We start from the raw sequence: 18,246 nt of genomic DNA, 5'->3' as shown, positions 1-18,246 counted from the left end.
CATTCTTATATTATTTTTTGATACGAAGCGCCTTACGGTTCGCGCCGTGTGTAAATTCACTTAATTGTTTCACGTTTTCTACTTGCGAACCATGGAGTTCAATATTTCTGCTCGATTCCCCAGCGATAGAGAGCAACACATCGGTTCCTGTTTGCTGTTTTAATTCTTCGAGACGGATATTGTCGCTGTTTTCTATGCGGATCAACGGGTTTGTTTCTGTCGTTGACAACAACACATTTTTCAATTGAATATTCGACGCTTCTATAAGCTCTACGCCTTTTCTTGCACTGATATGTGCATTTTCGATAAGGATGTTTTTAATATGCATCTCCGGTAGGCCCCGAACAAATATTCCTTTTTCTGCACCGTTCACCTGCACGTTGCGGATTTCAAAATTTTGGAACCGCGGAGTCTTCTCGGTAACCGGCAGGGTAACGACCTTCACCGCTTCTTTCTTGTCTCCAATCAAAGGCACTGGATCGACCGCCGCATAATACATATCGAATAAGATCGCCTCACCGGGAATATCAACCATATTGATATTGTTAATAAAAATATTTTCAACTAAGCCTCCGCGTCCGCGAGTTGTTTTGAAGCGCAGCCCGATGTCCGTACCGATAAAAGAACAGTCGTCGACCCAGATATTTCGCGCACCACCACTCATTTCACTCCCGATAACAAAGCCCCCGTGTGCATGATACACCACATTTCGGCGAATAATCACATTTTCTGTCGGCATACCGCGGTCTCTTCCCGCTTTATCGCGTCCAGACTTGATACAAATTCCATCATCACCCACATCAAACGTACAATCCTCGACCAGTACGTTTTTGCACGACTCGATATCTACGCCATCTCCATTTTGCGCATACCACGGATTCCGTACCAAGACTTTCCGGAGGGTGAGGTCTTCACACATCAATGGGTGCAGATTCCATGCTGGGGAGTTTTGTATAGTCACCCCCTCAAGCAAAATACGCTTACATTGCGTAAACACCAATAGGTTGGGACGTAGGAAATCTTTAACATCCTGAAAATCTGATGGTGTTGTGCCCGGACGCATGACCCCTGCTTTTTTTTGCTTTGATCCACGAAGCGAACTTTCGGACGGGTACCAGATATTTGCTTTCTCATCGACCACACCGCCAGATCCGACCAACTTCTTCCACTGCGATTCGGTCATTTTACTGCGTTTCACCATACGCCATGCGCCGCCGTTTCCGTCGATAATACCACTACCGGTAACTGCAATGTTCTCTAGATTCTTTCCGGATATAGGGTTTTGGTTGCGCCACGCCGGTTCTCCCTCCCAATTGGACTCGACCAATTTATATTGTGTAAAATCATCCGTGAACAACACCACAGCGTCGCGACCGATATGCAAATTCACATTACTTTTCATTTCGATTGGGCCAGTCAGCCACAGTCCTGCAGGAACGAGTACTACACCGCCGCCTTTTTCGCTACAGGTAGAGATGGCCTTATTGATTGCCTCTGTATTTAGGTACTGACCATCCCCCTTTGCTCCAAAGGAGGAAATTGAGAGCGTGTCCGTCGGGAAGCTCACTTGTTGTATAGTGGGACGAGCGGGTTGCTGGGCCCAAGCTGTCGAAAAGGCCAACAAGCCCAGCCAAGCTAAGCATGTTTTTTTCACTTTATTCGTAATTGATTTCTGTTGTGTCATGTCTAACATCGATTTAATTGGTCGCGATTCTTTTAACAAGTGTACAGGGTTTACTGCTCATTGTGAAGAAAAAACTATGCAATCGTTACCGGAGCTGTACTCCTTTTTTCTTCAGTAATTCCATGTCCCAGTCGCCGAAAACAACTGATAACGACAGCTTTTCTGCTTCTTCTACTGATAATTGGTGCGACCATTTGACACGACTTTGTGACAAAGCTCCCGGGCCGCTGTTGTTGTACTCCGCGTAAAACACCGTATGCTCATTGCTTTCTTTTCCCCAATTATGCCATCCCTCCGCTTTGATAAATGAAGGTAGCGTGCTATTCATAAATAGCACCTTAGCAAATGGCCGCCAGGGCCTCCCTAAGTAAAAATCTTTCGTGTCCGGTTCTCCGGTCACCACACAATTATTGAAAATATATCCAAAAGGCGATGTTTCAGGTGTAGACGCGGCGGTAATATATCCTGATCGCTTACAGTGCAGCTCACACGCTTCAAACCAAGCCGTCGACGCCCCAAAAATATAATCGACCGTTCCTTCAATATAGCATCTGTAGTAAAATTGCCGTGCACCTTTCCCATAGGTGTACAACGTATCCTGAAATCCCAGAAACCGACAGTTCAAAAATATCGCTTTGTCTGCACTTACCCACATAGCAACAGCCTGCCCCACAGGTCCGGCACTGTTTTCGAACGTCAAGTTTTCCGCGACAAATCCTTCTCCGGAACAATAAAAACTGGCGGAACCTGATGTCCCGATGTCCTCACCAAAAGCGCTTTTTTTCTGCGCGTAGTCGTCATACGTCAATATCGTTTGATCTTTACTTTCGCCAATCAATGAGATATTCTTTTTTTGTTCTGCGATGATAATTTTTTCTTTATAGACCCCCTTTTTTATGAAAATCATAGTAGTCCGCTGACGAAAAGCCGGAACCGCATCGATGGCTTCCTGTACTGTTTTAAAATGTCCACTACCATCTTTGGCTACGACAAAGTCATAACTTACAGCCCCGCTGTTCGATACAAAAAATAATAAAAAGATCACCAACAGGTTTAATTTCATGTCTTTGTTTCTTGTGTTTATGGCCGATGAGAGTTTGATTGTATTATTGACCGACCGATAGTACTGTTTTTCCGACCGGCATAAATGCTTACAATATACTTCCTCTCAATTGGTTGCAGCGAAATTTAGGGATTAAATTTCGGTTTAAAAGGCTGTTTAGCGCAAATTAAAAACGCAAACGTTATCGGTAACGTTTGCGTTATGTTATCTACGGAAGAAGTGTATGCTGGTTCGGTGGTTTTCCCTGTTAGTCAAATTCGATGACTGTTTTTATGCCCGAGAGCAATGGCTTCAATGGATCCGTAAAGAGATCTGCCGCATCCTGAAATTTCACTCGTCGCGTAATAAATTGTGCAGGATCCAATGACTTATCTTTTAAGCGTTGCATAACATATTCGAAGTCGCTACCTAGTGCGTTACGGCTACTCATCAAGGTTCCTTCCCGTTTATGAAACTCGGGATGGCTAAAATGTATCTCCTCTTTCTGCAATCCGACGAGCACATAACGTGCTCCGTGCGCCATATATTGAAAGGCGTTGTTAATAGCCATCGTGTTTCCTGTAGCGTCGAACAGTAAGGTTGGCATATCTCCTTCGGTCAGTGTCTCCACCTGTTGGTAAACAGTGTCATCGCTGGCCAAAATCGTATGTTGTGCTCCTAATGCTTTCGCGTGTTCGAGCCTCGAAGGATCCACATCCAGCGCAATCACCTTTCCGCCGGCGATATGCGCAAGAGCTATAATGCCTAAACCAATTGGGCCAGCCCCGATAACGAGCACAAACTCGCCCGGAACAATTCCCCCTCGCTGAATGCCATGCGCTCCGATAGCCAGCGGTTCGACAAGCACCAGGTCATCATAGCTCAATCCATCGTCCTTACGCAGCGCCTGAGAAGGCACGACAACATATTCGGCCATAGCGCCATCAATGTGCACGCCCAAGACACGCATATCATTTGTACAATTGGGTTTTCCCATTCGGGATGCAATATCCTTGCCTTCCGTAAAATAAGGAACGACCGTCACTTTATCACCTGCAACAAATCCTTCAGCATCGCCTTCTACATAATCTGCGGCTACTTCATGCCCCAATACGCGCGGATAGGTAAAGAATGGCTGACGCCCCGCAAATGCGTGAATATCCGTCCCACAAATCCCAATCTTGCGCACACGAAGTAAGGATTGCCCAATGCCGGGCTTTGGAATTTCATCATCGACATACAAAAATTTTCCGGGTTCAGCACAAATCAATTTTTTCATGTATAGTAATATTTGCTATTTTAACTCATCAACGAGTGACATTTTCTGTCTTTTCATCTCGCCCACCACTAAGGCTGTAATCTGCTCGGCACCATCCACATTAAGGTGCGTATTGTCCTGTACTCCGTTGGGGTAGTTCGTATGTCCTGCAGGAAGATGCAAGAACCAAGATTCCGATTTTGTCGGTCCCATTTCGGATAGCTGCGCCATCGTAAGCTTCGTAGCATCAATCAACATGACGTTCAAGCTGTCCGCCACCTCGCGTACGGCTTCCGGATATCCTTTATGTGTATCCACCAATTTACCCTCGATAAATGAACGCCGTGCGATTGGTGTCATCAATATGGGCGTGGCCTGCTTCGACCGAGCCGTTTGCACAAATAAAGAAAGGTTTTCTTTATACTGCGCGATTGTAGTTCCGACCTTTGGTTTCTCTATTTTCTCATCGTTGTGTCCGAACTGAATGAACACATAATCTCCCGGTTTCATGTGTTCCTCAATCTCTTTCCAAATACCTTCATCAATAAATGATTTGGTACTTCGCCCGTTTTTAGCTTTGTTGACAACTTGTACCCGGTCGTTGAACTTCGTTGCGAAAGCAACCCCCCAACCTGTCTCGGGAAACTTACTCGCAGACTTAATGGCCATCGTGGAGTCCCCCATCATCCAAACCGTCAACCGCTTGGGCGGCATCAGAAAACTGCATAGTGTTACTACCATTGCCAGACAACATCCAACAATAACAATCTGTTTTTTCATGAGCTCTTTTGGTTTACACGTTTGCTTTATTATTGGCTCAATTTCTGCATTTTTTTGCACTAATCCATAAAATACCACGCAATCGTTGCCGGTAACGATTGCACAAATCACGGTTTGTTTAATCTCCTAAAATCCGTATCCTTGTGATTACCAATATAAATCCAAAAAGCCAACATGAAGAAAATCAACTTATTTTCACTTGTATTACTTTGCGGTTCGAGCCTCGGAGCTTTTGCGCAGGAAAATTCTGTTTCTCAAGTTTGGGTGTCCGACCTTGGCAACGGGACATACAAAAATCCGATTTTACATGCAGACTACTCCGATCCCGACGCCATACGCGTCGGTGACGACTTTTACATGATATCATCCAGTTTCAACCATGCTCCCGGTCTTCCACTGCTACATTCGAAGGATCTTGTAAATTGGCAAATTGTTTCTCATATACTTCCTAGGCAGAAGCCGTTGGATATCTTCCGATCCGTGCAGCATGGAAACGGCGTGTGGGCACCTTCCATTCGTTACCATAAAGGCGAGTTTTATGTTTATTTTCCGGATCCAGATTACGGCATCTACATGACCAAAACGAAAGATCCGGCGGGGATCTGGTCGGAACCGGTTCTCGTATTTGAGGGAAAGGGACTTATTGACCCGTGTCCGTTTTGGGACGAAGATGGCAACAATTACCTTGCATATGCTTATGCGGGCAGTCGAGCAGGGCTTAAAAGTGTATTAGCGATCGCGCGCTTGAATTCTTCTGGTGATAACGTATTAGACCGAGGGGTAATCGTCTATGATGGCCATGAAGTTGATCCAACTATCGAAGGACCAAAAATGCATAAACGAAACGGTTACTACTATCTATTTGCTCCTGCGGGTGGTGTGGCCACTGGCTGGCAATTGGTATTACGTTCTAAAAACGTATATGGTCCCTATGAGCGAAAGGTGGTTATGGAACAAGGCAAGACCGATATTAACGGTCCGCATCAAGGCGCTTGGGTGGATACACAAACCGGAGAGGACTGGTTCGTACATTTTCAAGATAAAGACGCCTACGGTCGCATCGTACACCTGCAACCTATGAAATGGGTAAATGACTGGCCAGTTATTGGCGTAGAAGGAGATGAACCAGGTGTTGGCGAGCCTGTCTTGACATTTAAAAAACCTAACGTAGGTAAAACTTACCCAATACAGACACCGCCCGAATCGGACGAATTTCTAAGTCCGTTATTGGGCAAACAATGGCAATGGCAGGCAAATCCAGATGGGACATGGTTGATGCCTACTAAAAATGGACATCTTACGCTATTTACGCAACCGGTTCCAAACGGGCATAAGAACCTGTTAGATGTCCCAAATATCTTGACGCAGAAATTTCCGGCAGAAGAGTTTAAAGCCACCGCAAAGCTCCGTTTAATCGGTCACGAAAAAATAGCCAATGAGCGTGCTGGTTTTGCTGTAGTAGGGGAAGATTACAGTCAATTATATGTGCAGCACAACCAAGGAAAGCAGCAGCTCTTTTTTGGTGTATGTACGAAGGGATTGACTACTGGTAAGGAAAACATAATGGCCGTTACAGATATAGGGAATGGTGCGTATGTTTATCTTCGTGTCGCTGTCTCTCGGGGAGGAATCTGTCAATGGTATTATAGTCTAGACGACAAAAAATATCTCGCAGTCGGCGATACCTTTACAGCTAAACCGGGCAAATGGATTGGTGCTACGTTGGGTCTGTATGCCACCAGAAGCTCCACGATCAACGACAGCGGATATGCGGAAGTGGATTGGTTTAGAGTAGAACCTCTTAAATAAATTGTATATGCGATTTCATAAATTTTTGCTTCTTTTTTTTATCTGTGGGTCCATCTTCAAGTCATCTGCGCAGACTACGGACAATCGTTTTGAATTGACGGTATCCGCAGATGGTAACGCTGATTTCAAAACGATACAAGAAGCCATTAATCACGTACGCGATCATGCCGAAAAACGCGTCACCATCCGGATTAAAGCAGGAACGTATCGAGAGAAAGTTGTCATTCCCTCGTTTAAGCGCAATATTACCCTTAAAGGAGAGGGTCGGGGTCGTACCATTATCAGCTATGATGATTACTCCGGCAAAGATTACCGAGGAATTGATGCAACCGGAAATACAAAATTCAGCACCTACACATCGTATACGGTTCTGGTATCCGGAAATGATTGCTCACTGGAAGACCTAACGATTGAAAATACAGCCGGTCGCGTCGGGCAGGCTGTCGCCTTGCACACTGATGCTGACCGAATCACCGTCCGCAATTGCGCGATACTCGGAAACCAAGACACCTTATATCTGGCCCGTGGCGGGACCAGAAACTATTTAGAACACTGCCTGATCAGCGGCACAACGGATTTTATTTTTGGGGCTGCAACAACATATTTCTATCGTTGCACGATAGAAAGCCGCAGCAACTCATACATAACCGCGGCATCTACGACCGCTGAAGATGCCTACGGTTTTGTTTTCGAATCTTCCGTATTAACAGCGTTGGCTGGCGCTGACCGCGTGTTTCTCGGCCGTCCTTGGCGCCCTTATGCAAAAACCGTGTTTCTGAATACGGAGATGGGAAGCCATATCGTTCCTGAGGGATGGCATGCATGGCCGGGCGACAAGAATTTTCCCAGCAAAGAAAAGACAGCATTCTATGCAGAATATGGCAGTCGAGGTCCAGGTAGTAAAGACTTGAGCAAACGCGTCAGCTGGTCCGTGCAACTTTCGAAAAACGATACTGCGCACTATACGCTTGAGCGTGTTTTAGGCGGGTGGGATCCAAAATTGTAATCGCTCTAAAAAATCCAAACGATGAAAAAAAAATTAATCTTTCGCCTAAAACTTACGTTCGCATTATTCACTTGCGGTTCGATTTGTCTGGCCCAAACGGATCTAACCCTGCGTTATGACAGGCCTGCCAGCAACTGGAATGAGGCTCTGCCGCTCGGTAACGGTCGCTTAGGCGCCATGCTCTACGGTGGCACGGAAACCGAACAGCTTCAGTTGAACGAAGAAACCCTTTGGGCGGGAGAACCGGGAAACAACGTCCCGGAAGGGAAATCCGCAGACATCACACGTGCTCGAACCCTTCTTTTCGCGGGTAATTATGCGGAGGCCCAAGCGTTGATGCTCGAAGCATTTCCCCGTAAAGTCCCCGATTCGTCTAATTATGGAATGCCTTATCAAACCATGGGGAATTTATGGATGAATTTCCCCGGACACGGCCAGGCAACAAACTACAAGAAAGAACTAGATATCAGCCGCGCGGTCGCTACTGTGTCGTATGATTTAGCAGGTGTGCATTATAATCGGGAATACTTTACCTCCCTGACAGACGATGTTCTTGTGATACGACTTTCGAGCAGCAAAAAAGGGATGCTGACTTTCGATCTAAAACTGACGTCTCCGCAGCAGCAAATTCAACGAACCACTCGTGGAAAATCCACGGCCATCATGCGGGGAATTAGTGGGAACAGCGAAAATAAACGTGGACGAATTGCGTTTGAGACACACGTAACACCGTTGCTAAAAGGCGGAACACTAACAAGCACAGACAGCACCCTACGTATACAAGCGGCCGACGAGGTCGTGCTCATCCTCTCTGCCGCTACAAATTTTAAAAACTACAAAGATATCTCGGGCAATGCTTCTGATAGAGCTCACGGCTTACTTCAAAAAGCACTTGGAAAGCGGTATGCTTCTTTACGTGATGCGCACATCGCCCGTTACAGGGCACAGTTCGATCGGGTATCTCTGGATCTTGGAATTAGTCCGCAACAGCAAAAGACCACCGATCTACGGGTTCGCGAATTTGCACAGGCAGATGATCCCGCTCTTGTCGCGCTCTATTTTCAGTTTGGACGGTATCTCTTGATTTCGAGTTCCCAGCCCGGTGGGCAACCAGCGACTTTACAAGGAATCTGGAACGATAAATTATCTCCGCCCTGGGACAGTAAATATACGGTCAACATCAACACCGAGATGAATTATTGGCCTGCCGAAGTGACCAATTTAGCAGAACTACACGAGCCCTTATTCGCGATGCTCAAGGACTTGGCGGTGACCGGTCGTGAGAGTGCAAAAAAGTTATACAACGCCCGTGGATGGAATATGCATCATAACACAGATCTGTGGCGCATTACCGGCATCGTCGATGGAGGATTCTATGGCGCGTGGCCAATGGGTGGCGCGTGGCTGACACAACATATTTGGAAACATTATATATATTCCGGTGATACCAAATTTTTGGATACCTATTACGAGGTGCTGAAGGAATGTACACGCTTTTATCTGGATGTACTTGCTGAAGATCCGCAAACACACTATCTGGTCGTTGCTCCGTCTATGTCTCCGGAGAATACTTATCAAAAAGGTGTTGCCCTTTCGGCTGGAACAACGATGGACAATCAGTTGGTGTTCGACGTCTTCCAAAACAGTATTGCTGCTGCGAAGATTCTGAACCGTGATGCCGCTTTTATCGACACGGTCATGCTTGCGCTAAAGCGTCTTCCCCCTATGCAGGTCGGTCGGCACACCCAGCTTCAGGAATGGCTACATGATTGGGACAAGAAAGATGACAGGCACCGTCATATTTCACATCTATACGGTTTATATCCTTCGGCGCAACTATCACCGTACCGTCATCCAAAACTATTCGAAGCAGCTCGCAATTCGCTCACGTATCGAGGCGACGTCTCTACGGGCTGGTCCATGGGATGGAAAGTCAATTGGTGGGCAAGGTTACAGGACGGCGAGCGCGCATATAAACTTATCAAAGATCAGCTGTCTCCAGCTCCTGAAGCACAAAGCGGTCAGCACGGGGGGACATATCCCAACCTGCTGGATGCACACCCTCCTTTTCAAATAGACGGCAATTTTGGGTGTACCGCAGGTATCGCTGAAATGCTTATACAAAGCTACGATGGTGATATTCATCTTCTTCCAGCATTACCAACGGCGTGGCAACGAGGATCCGTAAAAGGGCTGCGCGCGCCAGGAGGATTCGAAATTGATATGGATTGGGAGCACGGCAAGGTAAGCCGGTTGACGATAAGGTCCAAACTAGGTGGCAATTGTCGAATACGCCTGGCAGAAGGAACACATTTGACAGGAAAACAAGATCTATTGCCTGCCCGCGGTGAGAATTCAAACCCGTTTTATGCTATTCGCGAAATCGCCCAACCAGTGTTTTCCCAACAAGCAACGTTTCAGGGTGTATCATTAGCTGAAACCGTATCTTACGACTTGAAAACTAAAAAAAATAACACCTATGTTTTTCAACAACAGAACCAATAAAGTTATAATCTGTAGCCTAGTATGGGTCATATTATGTGCTTTCGGATCCTATAAGCCCCGGGAGATTACCATTTACCTCATTGGCGATTCTACCGTTGCTGATTATACACTTGAACCAGACTACAAAAGCAAGCGCTATCCGCTCGTCGGATGGGGACAAGAGTTCTCCGCATTTTTCGCAAAAGACAGTCTTCATCAATTAAAACATCTTCTAGGACATGTGGACAGAATCACGATAGACGACCGTGCCAAAGGGGGCCGCAGCACGCGAACCTTTTTTCAGGAAGGCAGATGGTCTGCGGTGTATCGCGCGTTGAAGAAAGGCGATATCGTCATGATGCAGTTCGGGCATAACGATGGTGCAGAAAACAAACCCGAACGGTATGTAGACATAATGGGCTACAAGGAATTTCTACGTCTTTTCGTTCTCCAATCCCGACAACAGGGTGCAACACCTATTTTGTTAACCCCTGTGGCACGAAATTACCCATGGAAAGACGGTCGGTTAGAAAACGTCCATGGGGAATACCCTCGGGCCGTCATGGATGTCGCAAAAGAACTAGACGTCAAATTGATCGATCTCAATCAATTATCCATGGACCATTTTTCGAAAGTCGGACAAAACTATGTTACCGAAAATTACTTCATGAACTTTCCTTCCGGAAAATTCCCCGCCTATCCTGATGGTCAAAAAGATAATACGCATTTTCAAAAAGCTGGAGGCAAAGCGGTTGCCCAATTGGTGTTTAATGCCCTAAAAACGTTATGATAGCTCGATGCATAGGTTGCTTCGTCGCCACCCTTTTGTTCCTAAGTATATCCCATGCGCAAACTTCTTTTCCCCGGGACACATCCTTCACACTTCATGCTACATACGTAAAGGAAAAGAAGTACCGTCCGTATATTCGTATTGCAGAGGTAAAAGCTGATCGATCTATTGCGGTGGATCTCGACAAAATATACCTTCAGCGAGGATCCCGTAAGTTAGCGATCGATATATTTTATCCCTGCCCCTCCAAGTCCCGACGGTCTCCGGGTCTCCTTCTGATTCACGGCGGGGGATGGCGATCTGGAGATAAAGACCAAATGCATACTTTAGGTCGTGCGCTGGCCATGCGGGGTTATATCGCTTATGCTGTAGAATACCGCCTGAGTCTGGAGGCGCGTTATCCGGCCGCAGTACTAGATTTAAAAGAGGCCGTTCGTTGGGCCAAAACACACGCAGACAGGTATCGGTTGGATACTACGAAGCTGGCAAGTGTTGGTACATCCGCCGGCGGTCAGTTGGCCGCCTTGCTCGGAATGACAAATGACAGCCCCCTCTTCCAAACCGAATCAGCGGGCAATGCACCGACAGCCGATATACATGCTGTTATCGACATCGATGGCGTATTGGCGTTTCATCACCCGGAATCAACCGAAGGCAAGGTCGCTGCGGAATGGCTGGGCGGTAACTATACGGAAGTACCGGCTACCTGGAGTGAAGCCTCCCCGCTCACGCATGTGTCCAGTCACTCCGTTCCAATTTTATTCATCAACAGCAGTATCCCCCGATTTCATGCGGGAAGAGACGATATGATTTCCTTATTACAGCGACACGGCATATATACCGAAGTCCAAGAATTTGACGACACACCACACCCATTCTGGTTTTTTGACCCTTGGTTTGATCCGATGGTGGAATATATCGATCAGTTCTTGGATAGGATTTGGTAGCCTATCCAAGAACATACTTGTCTATTTTATTTCAACCGTAGTACGTTGTAGATCCTGGTCTTGCGAACTACCGCCCACCATTACCTCAAACGTTCCGGATACTGGAACCACAGCGAGCTGTTCTTCATCCCACCAAGCAAATTCTTTTTCGGAAAGCTCGATAAGCACGCTGGCTATTTCTCCAGCAGAAATATCTACTTTTTTTATGGCCCGTAATTCTTTCCTTGGACCATCTTCATCACCTTTCCTTTTGATGTACAACTGTACTACCTCTTGTCCGTCGCGCTGGCTCACATTCTTAATTGGTATAGTCAGCCGGATTTTTGTTCCTTCGCCTCTTTTTAATACGTTCTGATCTACCTTCATTCGATCATACTGGAAAGAACTATAACTAAGTCCGAAGCCAAACGGAAATAGCGGCTTTCCATTGAAATATCGGTACGTTCGTCCCTTCATATCATAGTTCTCAAAATCAGGCAACTGCGTTGTATCCCTATAAAAAGTAATAGGCAAGCGCCCGGAAGGGTTATGCAGTCCAAATAGTGTTTCGGCAACAGCCGTTCCCCCCGCTTGTCCGGGATACCACGCCTGCAATATAGCCTCGCAATGTTCGGTTTCCGGCACCAAACCGACTGCAGATCCCGAACAGTTCACAAAGACCACTTTCTTACCCGCCTTTTTTAACTGAGCTAAAAATTCACGTTGTACAGCAGGAAGTTCAATATCCGTGCGGTCTCCTTTTCGAAATCCGGGAAAGTTGACTCCCATTTCTTCTCCTTCAAGTGCTGGAGAAATGCCTCCAACAAAAATAACTATATCCGCAGAAGCGACCTTGGCGATCGATTCCTTCACATCGATCGCGCGTCGATATCCGAAATCGACATTCAGTTGTGCATCCCCTTTAAAATATGAAAAATCCAGTTCAATAGCATACGACCGTCCCTGCTCGACCGACATCATATAGTTCATTTTTCTACTTCCGTGCCCCGTCTTTACGGATTTTACCTCTTTACCATCGATCTTCAATTTCGCCTCCCCATTTACATACAGATCAAAAACAACCTCGCCATTCTTTTGTGGCGTAAAGGTGGTGTTATAGCGCGCGAAAAAGTCCTGCAATGCTACCCCAGGAGCAAATACCGTAGCCCCGGAAGTACATAGCGCAAACGGCGTCGGCATGTTGGTTTCTACATCCGGTAGGCCATCTGGACTTTTCTTATTCCAATACGAAGCCTGAAACCCCTTGCCTTTTTCCGTTTTACATTGATTGTAGGCGCTTTCCATTATATAGTTTTCGACTAGTCCGCTGCCTTGTTCATAGATAACTTCACCGTGGCTTCCCAATGCCTCACGGATACCCTCTAAGACGGTCACCGTTTTTGCGGGAGTTCCATTATAGTTTCCCCATTGCATAACCGAGTCCTGCGCATTCGGCCCCATAACTGCGATCTTCAATCCAGTCCGGTTCAACGGCAGTATGTGATTTTTATTCTGTAGCAACGTCATGGACGCTCGGGCCATCTGCAACGAAAGCGCATGATGTTTTGCTGAGGCGACTACGTGATAGGGAATATGGTTCCATGGCACGTCACTGTATTCATCCATTTCCCCCAGTCGAAACCTCGCTAATAACAGTCGTCTTACCGACGCGTCAATCTCTTTTTCTTTTATCACGCCCGTCTGAACGGCCTCCAAGAGCGCGCGGTAGCTTGTACCACAGTCCAAGTCTGTTCCTGCACGCACCGCTGTCACGGATGCCTGTGCTGCATCGGCATGCGTTTGGTGCGCTCCAATTTTATAAAAATCGGCGATAGCACCACAATCCGCAACAACAATCCCCTCGAATCCCCACTTTCGTCGGAGGATCTGCATGAGCAACTGGTCGCTACCACAGCAAGGATCCCCTTCAAAACGATTGTACGCACACATCACCTCGCGCACATTGCCATCTTTCACTAATGCTTCAAAAGCCGGCAAATAGGTCTCGTACAGATCGCGCTGTTTGATATTTTTTGCATCAAAGGAGTGCCGGTTCCATTCGGGTCCCGAGTGCACGGCGAAATGTTTGGCACATGCATGGATTTTGTCGTACTCACCACCCGAGGGACCTTGCAGCCCCTGAACCGCCGCCACACCCAATAAACTGGTTAAGTATGGATCTTCGCCGTAAGTTTCCATTCCTCTTCCCCAGCGCGGATCGCGAAAAATATTAATAGTAGGCGTCCACATCGTCAAACCTTGGTAGCGCTCGTGACTTCCTTGCTGTACATATCGACTATATTTTGCACGGGCCTCGTCAGACACTGCCGAGAAAACACGGTTGACCAGCACCTCATCAAAAGAGGCTGCCATTCCAACCGGTTGGGGAAATACCGTGGCCAACCCCGATCGGGCTACACCGTGTAAAGCTTCATTCCACCAGTTATACGGCTTAATACCCAGACGTGTGACAGGTTTAGAGACATCCTGCATAAGCTGAATCTTTTCGTCCAGTGTCAATAGCTGAAGTAGGTCGTCCGCTCGCTCTTCGAAACTCCGGCTGCGGTCTTGATATACGTACTGCTGACTTTTTGGAGGTTGCGCAACGACTACTGTAAAACACAGAAAGGCTCCTACCACGCTTAAAAAATATGCACTTCTTTTCATACAATGTATAATGTTTGGATATCTATTTTCTATAACCAATACATGGAAAACTTTTCCTTTTCATCTGCCAGCTCATCAAATATTAAGACCTTGCCAATTTGGCTTGGATTCTCTGTTCCGTTGTTTTCAACTTTTTGTTTGCGCCACGAAGCTTAACCCTCGACCAAAATCTTCCGTTCCCTGAAATGCATCCGCTTTTTCATTACTAAAGACCGATTTCCGCATTTGTCGACGACAACGCTTTACTTTTTTTTCGCACGTATAGTGAAAGCATCGGGGAGGAGACGCCGCCCCGATGCCTTGTTCTTTACGGTCTCCAACGCGGATCACCGGCGCTGTCTTTTCCCGGAAAACCGTTGTCCTTGATGGTAAAGTTCCCACTCGCTGGTGCGGCGAAGATATCCGTGCTTGACTTCGAATACGTGGATACACTCGGTATAATCGCAGATGTAGATTCCCGCCATTTAAAGTCAGAAGTGACATAATTATTTCCTGAAGTAAGTTGCGTGCCGCCCGATCGAATTCCCTGAATATCATATGTCGGGTCTGTTCCCGCAGTAGGTTTACCTTGCCCAAATACCATATTTGTGACAACTATGCCGCCCGATGCGCTAAAAGTGGTCCCTCCAAAATCAAACAGGTAACGTCCAGATTGCGGTGCATGATAGAACGTCGATGTGGTCAACGTGTACGTTCCTGTCGCATTATTTTTGCTGACGACAAATAGGTCCGCATTATACAGCGTTGAGTTGGCAAATGTAAAATTATCAACTGAAGCATTGGCATCATCGACGGTGACCACTCCATAACCGCCGATATTAAATACCATACAATTTTCGAAGCGTTCATGTCCGATTTTCATCCCTCCGCGGAAGCGGCTTACGCCCCGAACGTCATGGATGATACAGTCTTCAAATGTCATGTTTTCGATATTTCCCGCACTGTTTGGATTAAAAATATACTTGCCCCCGCCATCGTTGGTATATAACTCCAGATTTTTGAAGATTAAGGACTCAATATTCGCTCCGGAGGTTATTCCGAAATTTGATATGCCACTAATTGACACTTTCGATTTTTGCGGAATCAAGGGGTCAATGCCTCCCATTAAGGTAACCGACTTGGAAAATGTGAGGCTGGAAGTTATTTCGTAGGTTGCACCTTTTTTCAGTAGAATCGTGCTTCCGGCTGGTGCGTCAGCGACAACCTCGCCTAAATTAACCGAAGAGGGATCGGAAGCCTGTAAGTCGATAATATTTCCAGAGATCGCCTCTTTCGTCGTATAGGTATTAGCTCCCCGATATGTTTCGCCGCTATACAGCGCAATCCGGTAAGTAGTAGATGCAGAAAGCTGATCAACCAGCTTAAATGTCTGCTGTATATCGTCGCTCGAGAGATTAATTGCCCGCAGTTCTGTTTCCTGTTCTGTATCCAAATCGACCTTAAAAAGTTTAAGTTTTGTTACTGGTTCCCCTTCATTACGCCATCTAAAAACGATGCTGGTTATACCAATATCGTCCGTCGTTGGGGTTTCAACGATCGTGGGAAACCGTGGCGTCTTTACTTCGCCAAACTCTGCCGGTCGCGAATTTTTTGCAGGATCCGAAGGGTGCAACGCGGTCACACGCACTTGATACAGCTGCTCCCATAGCAATTCCTCTACCGCCGTACCCGTTGTATCAGCAACCTCTTTGGAAGCGGCTATCGTTTTAAAGGAATCGATACTTACTTCCACCTTATATTTTGTCGTTTCCTCACTCTTTTGCCAGGCCACATCAATGTAATTTCCGGCCGCTTCCAGACTACCCTTAATGACCGGGCGGAATATCCTAGGAGCCTCTCCACTAAGTTCGGCCTCCCATTCCTTTTGACAGGACACAGCGCCCAACAGGACGATGACGCAAAGAATACCGAACACATTATTGATTATTTTTTTCATGGTATCTCGTTCAAGATTGGTTTAAAAATTATATCCTTCATTTCTTAAGCTACCCATACTCGTCGTGACGGTGGAGCCATGTAATGGCAATATATAAGGTGCAGGCGATTCCCCCGTATCATCTGTATATCCGCGCCAGGAACGTAGTATATAGTCTGCCGGTCTGGCTTCTTTATCGTTATAAAGCGCAGACAACCAATTGATCCGTGTGAAGCCGTTTGGGTTATCCCCTTTTCCTGGACTGTCTTTGATGGGCGGGGGGGTAGTCACTTGTTGGAACACTCCACCAAACCATTCGATGGTCTTATCCGCTTTTAGTCGATAATACAAAGACGCGGGCAATCCCGCGTAGGGACCAGCTCCGTTAAAGGTATTCTCCCCAATATCAATCAATTTTTTTCGCGTTTCAGCAATCTTTTTACCAAATAGATTCCACCGTATCAAGTCGTAATGCCGTATACATTCGCCCCCCAATTCCCAAGCCCGCTCGTTTACAATGGCTTCAAAGAACGCCGCTTTGCTTGCAGATACTGTTGCTATGTATTGATCCACTTTATCCGCTTTCGCACTTTCGGGAAAAGCCCTAGTACGAACTTTCTTTAACGCCTCCTGTGCTTCTGCGGTAGGACCGTTAAGTTCATTTTCGCTTTCCGCGTACATGAGCATGACATCTGACAGGCGCATGATCGGCCAGTTTATCCCCGTTCCCTTAGCCGATCCAGAACCCGACGGGGTTGGCATAAGTAATCTGCTCCATTTACCAATACCTATCCCCGTCGCGCTGATGGTTGCCTGCTCCAGGTTGGCATTATACTTTATAAAGGAAGCTGTTTTAAATAACCGTGTATCCAGGGTATCAAAGCTATACACATAGCTTGGGTTCAGTGGCATATAGCTACCACCAGATCCGTAAGGATGGGAGCCAGCGTCGACCGCCACGCCAATGTTCCATCCCACATCACCAAAACCTGGCGCGAAAGCGACCTCAAAAAGCACATCGGTTTCACTATCGACCTCCCATCTACTTTGGCTATCAAAGACTTCCGAAAACCGCGCATTGAGGGACCGGCCATGATCATTTATGACTTTATCCGCGTAGGTCTTAGCAATTTCGTAGTAGTCCCTATAATCCTCCTTCCTTCGCATTACCATGTCCGGATAGAGCCAATATCCGCCACGACATAATGCTAGTCGGGCAATGAACCCCTGTGTGAATTCCTGATTTATCGTTTCCACGCCATAGGTTAGTTGAGAAGCCGGTTTCATAGATCCTTCAATACTTATTAAATCGTTGATCAGCGTAGAAAGTATCGTGTCACGTCCAGTACGTGGAATATACAAATTATCACCGCCCCTTGTCGGCGTTAATTTAAACGGAACATCACCCCAATAATTCACCAACCAATAATACCACATGGCACGCAGGGTTTTTGCTTCCCCCAATAACTGCTTCATATCCGGATTGTCCGCTATCGCTGATTGTTCTATTCCCTCGATTGCCAAATTAGCACGGTTAATCGCGTTGTACGCATTATTCCATACCGTACGGATATCCCCATTGGCATCCGTCGCCTCCATCGACCAGATATCACGCCGAGAGTTGTCCGGAGAGGCTCCCACGCCACCGACTTCTACGTCGGTATTGGGTATAAAAGAATTAGACAGACGTGATGTGAACGCATCCTGATTAAACAGGGCATAAATGCTATTGACACCCTTTGTCGCATCGCTGAGGTTGGCGTAGATTGTTTCTTGTGTAAAGTTAGAAGGTGAATCGGTATCCAAGAATTTCTCACAGGATGCTAGACCTAAACTTATCGCTGTCAGTATATATAGTCGTTTTTTAAGTATATTTTTCATAGCT

12 protein-coding genes are annotated in these 18,246 nt (G+C 46.6%); 5 read left to right on the top strand and 7 right to left on the bottom strand.

The features are described from left to right. Positions 1–10: 10 nt before the first annotated feature. The 4 genes from ACFSR5_RS02985 to ACFSR5_RS02970 all read right to left on the bottom strand — a co-directional run bounded on the left by ACFSR5_RS02985 (position 11) and on the right by ACFSR5_RS02970 (position 4,764). Positions 11–1,684: a glycoside hydrolase family 28 protein gene (locus ACFSR5_RS02985; protein WP_380900561.1), complete on the bottom strand. Its 1,674-nt coding sequence runs from the start codon at positions 1,682–1,684 to the stop codon at positions 11–13. Positions 1,685–1,769: 85 nt separating this feature from the next. After that, positions 1,770–2,747: a pectinesterase family protein gene (locus ACFSR5_RS02980; protein ID WP_380900559.1), complete on the bottom strand. Its 978-nt coding sequence runs from the start codon at positions 2,745–2,747 to the stop codon at positions 1,770–1,772. Positions 2,748–2,994: 247 nt separating this feature from the next. Continuing rightward, the gene (locus tag ACFSR5_RS02975; RefSeq protein ID WP_380900557.1) at positions 2,995–4,005 is read right to left on the bottom strand and encodes a zinc-binding alcohol dehydrogenase family protein; all 1,011 of its coding nucleotides are present in this window, start codon (positions 4,003–4,005) and stop codon (positions 2,995–2,997) included. A 15-nt stretch (positions 4,006–4,020) separates the two neighbouring features. Then, the gene (locus tag ACFSR5_RS02970) at positions 4,021–4,764 is read right to left on the bottom strand and encodes a rhamnogalacturonan acetylesterase (RefSeq protein ID WP_380900555.1); all 744 of its coding nucleotides are present in this window, start codon (positions 4,762–4,764) and stop codon (positions 4,021–4,023) included. Between the two features lie 174 nt (positions 4,765–4,938). Here ACFSR5_RS02970 and ACFSR5_RS02965 point away from each other — a divergent pair, with 174 nt between their 5' ends. The 5 genes from ACFSR5_RS02965 to ACFSR5_RS02945 are packed head-to-tail and all read left to right on the top strand — an operon-like array spanning position 4,939 to position 11,800. Further along, positions 4,939–6,573, top strand: a complete 1,635-nt coding sequence (locus tag ACFSR5_RS02965) for a glycoside hydrolase family 43 protein (protein ID WP_380900553.1) — start codon at positions 4,939–4,941, stop codon at positions 6,571–6,573. A 7-nt stretch (positions 6,574–6,580) separates the two neighbouring features. Beyond that, positions 6,581–7,579: a pectinesterase family protein gene (locus ACFSR5_RS02960; protein WP_380900551.1), complete on the top strand. Its 999-nt coding sequence runs from the start codon at positions 6,581–6,583 to the stop codon at positions 7,577–7,579. Between the two features lie 21 nt (positions 7,580–7,600). Beyond that, complete coding sequence (locus ACFSR5_RS02955) at positions 7,601–10,084, top strand: glycoside hydrolase family 95 protein (RefSeq protein WP_380900549.1); 2,484 nt, start codon at positions 7,601–7,603, stop codon at positions 10,082–10,084. Next, complete coding sequence (locus ACFSR5_RS02950; RefSeq protein ID WP_380900547.1) at positions 10,059–10,853, top strand: rhamnogalacturonan acetylesterase; 795 nt, start codon at positions 10,059–10,061, stop codon at positions 10,851–10,853. The genes ACFSR5_RS02955 and ACFSR5_RS02950 overlap by 26 nt, the downstream gene beginning before the upstream one ends. After that, entirely contained in the window at positions 10,850–11,800 is a 951-nt protein-coding gene (locus tag ACFSR5_RS02945) for an alpha/beta hydrolase fold domain-containing protein (protein WP_380900545.1), read from the top strand. Before ACFSR5_RS02950 ends, ACFSR5_RS02945 begins: the two co-directional genes overlap by 4 nt. Positions 11,801–11,821: 21 nt before the next feature. Here ACFSR5_RS02945 and xyl3A read toward each other — a convergent pair whose 3' ends face one another. From xyl3A to ACFSR5_RS02930, 3 genes are all read right to left on the bottom strand, one after another. After that, positions 11,822–14,446, bottom strand: coding sequence for a xylan 1,4-beta-xylosidase (gene xyl3A / locus ACFSR5_RS02940; protein WP_380900543.1), 2,625 nt, complete (start codon positions 14,444–14,446; stop codon positions 11,822–11,824). A 307-nt stretch (positions 14,447–14,753) separates the two neighbouring features. Beyond that, positions 14,754–16,382 (bottom strand): DUF4957 domain-containing protein, encoded by a 1,629-nt coding sequence (locus tag ACFSR5_RS02935; protein ID WP_380900541.1) that lies wholly within the window; start codon positions 16,380–16,382, stop codon positions 14,754–14,756. Between the two features lie 21 nt (positions 16,383–16,403). After that, positions 16,404–18,242 (bottom strand): RagB/SusD family nutrient uptake outer membrane protein, encoded by a 1,839-nt coding sequence (locus ACFSR5_RS02930; RefSeq protein ID WP_380900539.1) that lies wholly within the window; start codon positions 18,240–18,242, stop codon positions 16,404–16,406. Between the last annotated feature and the right edge of the window lie 4 nt (positions 18,243–18,246).

Origin of the sequence: Sphingobacterium suaedae, assembly GCF_042684625.1 — a bacterium.
GTDB classification, from domain to species: domain Bacteria; phylum Bacteroidota; class Bacteroidia; order Sphingobacteriales; family Sphingobacteriaceae; genus Sphingobacterium; species Sphingobacterium suaedae.
This window is presented reverse-complemented; position numbering and strand designations above follow the sequence as displayed.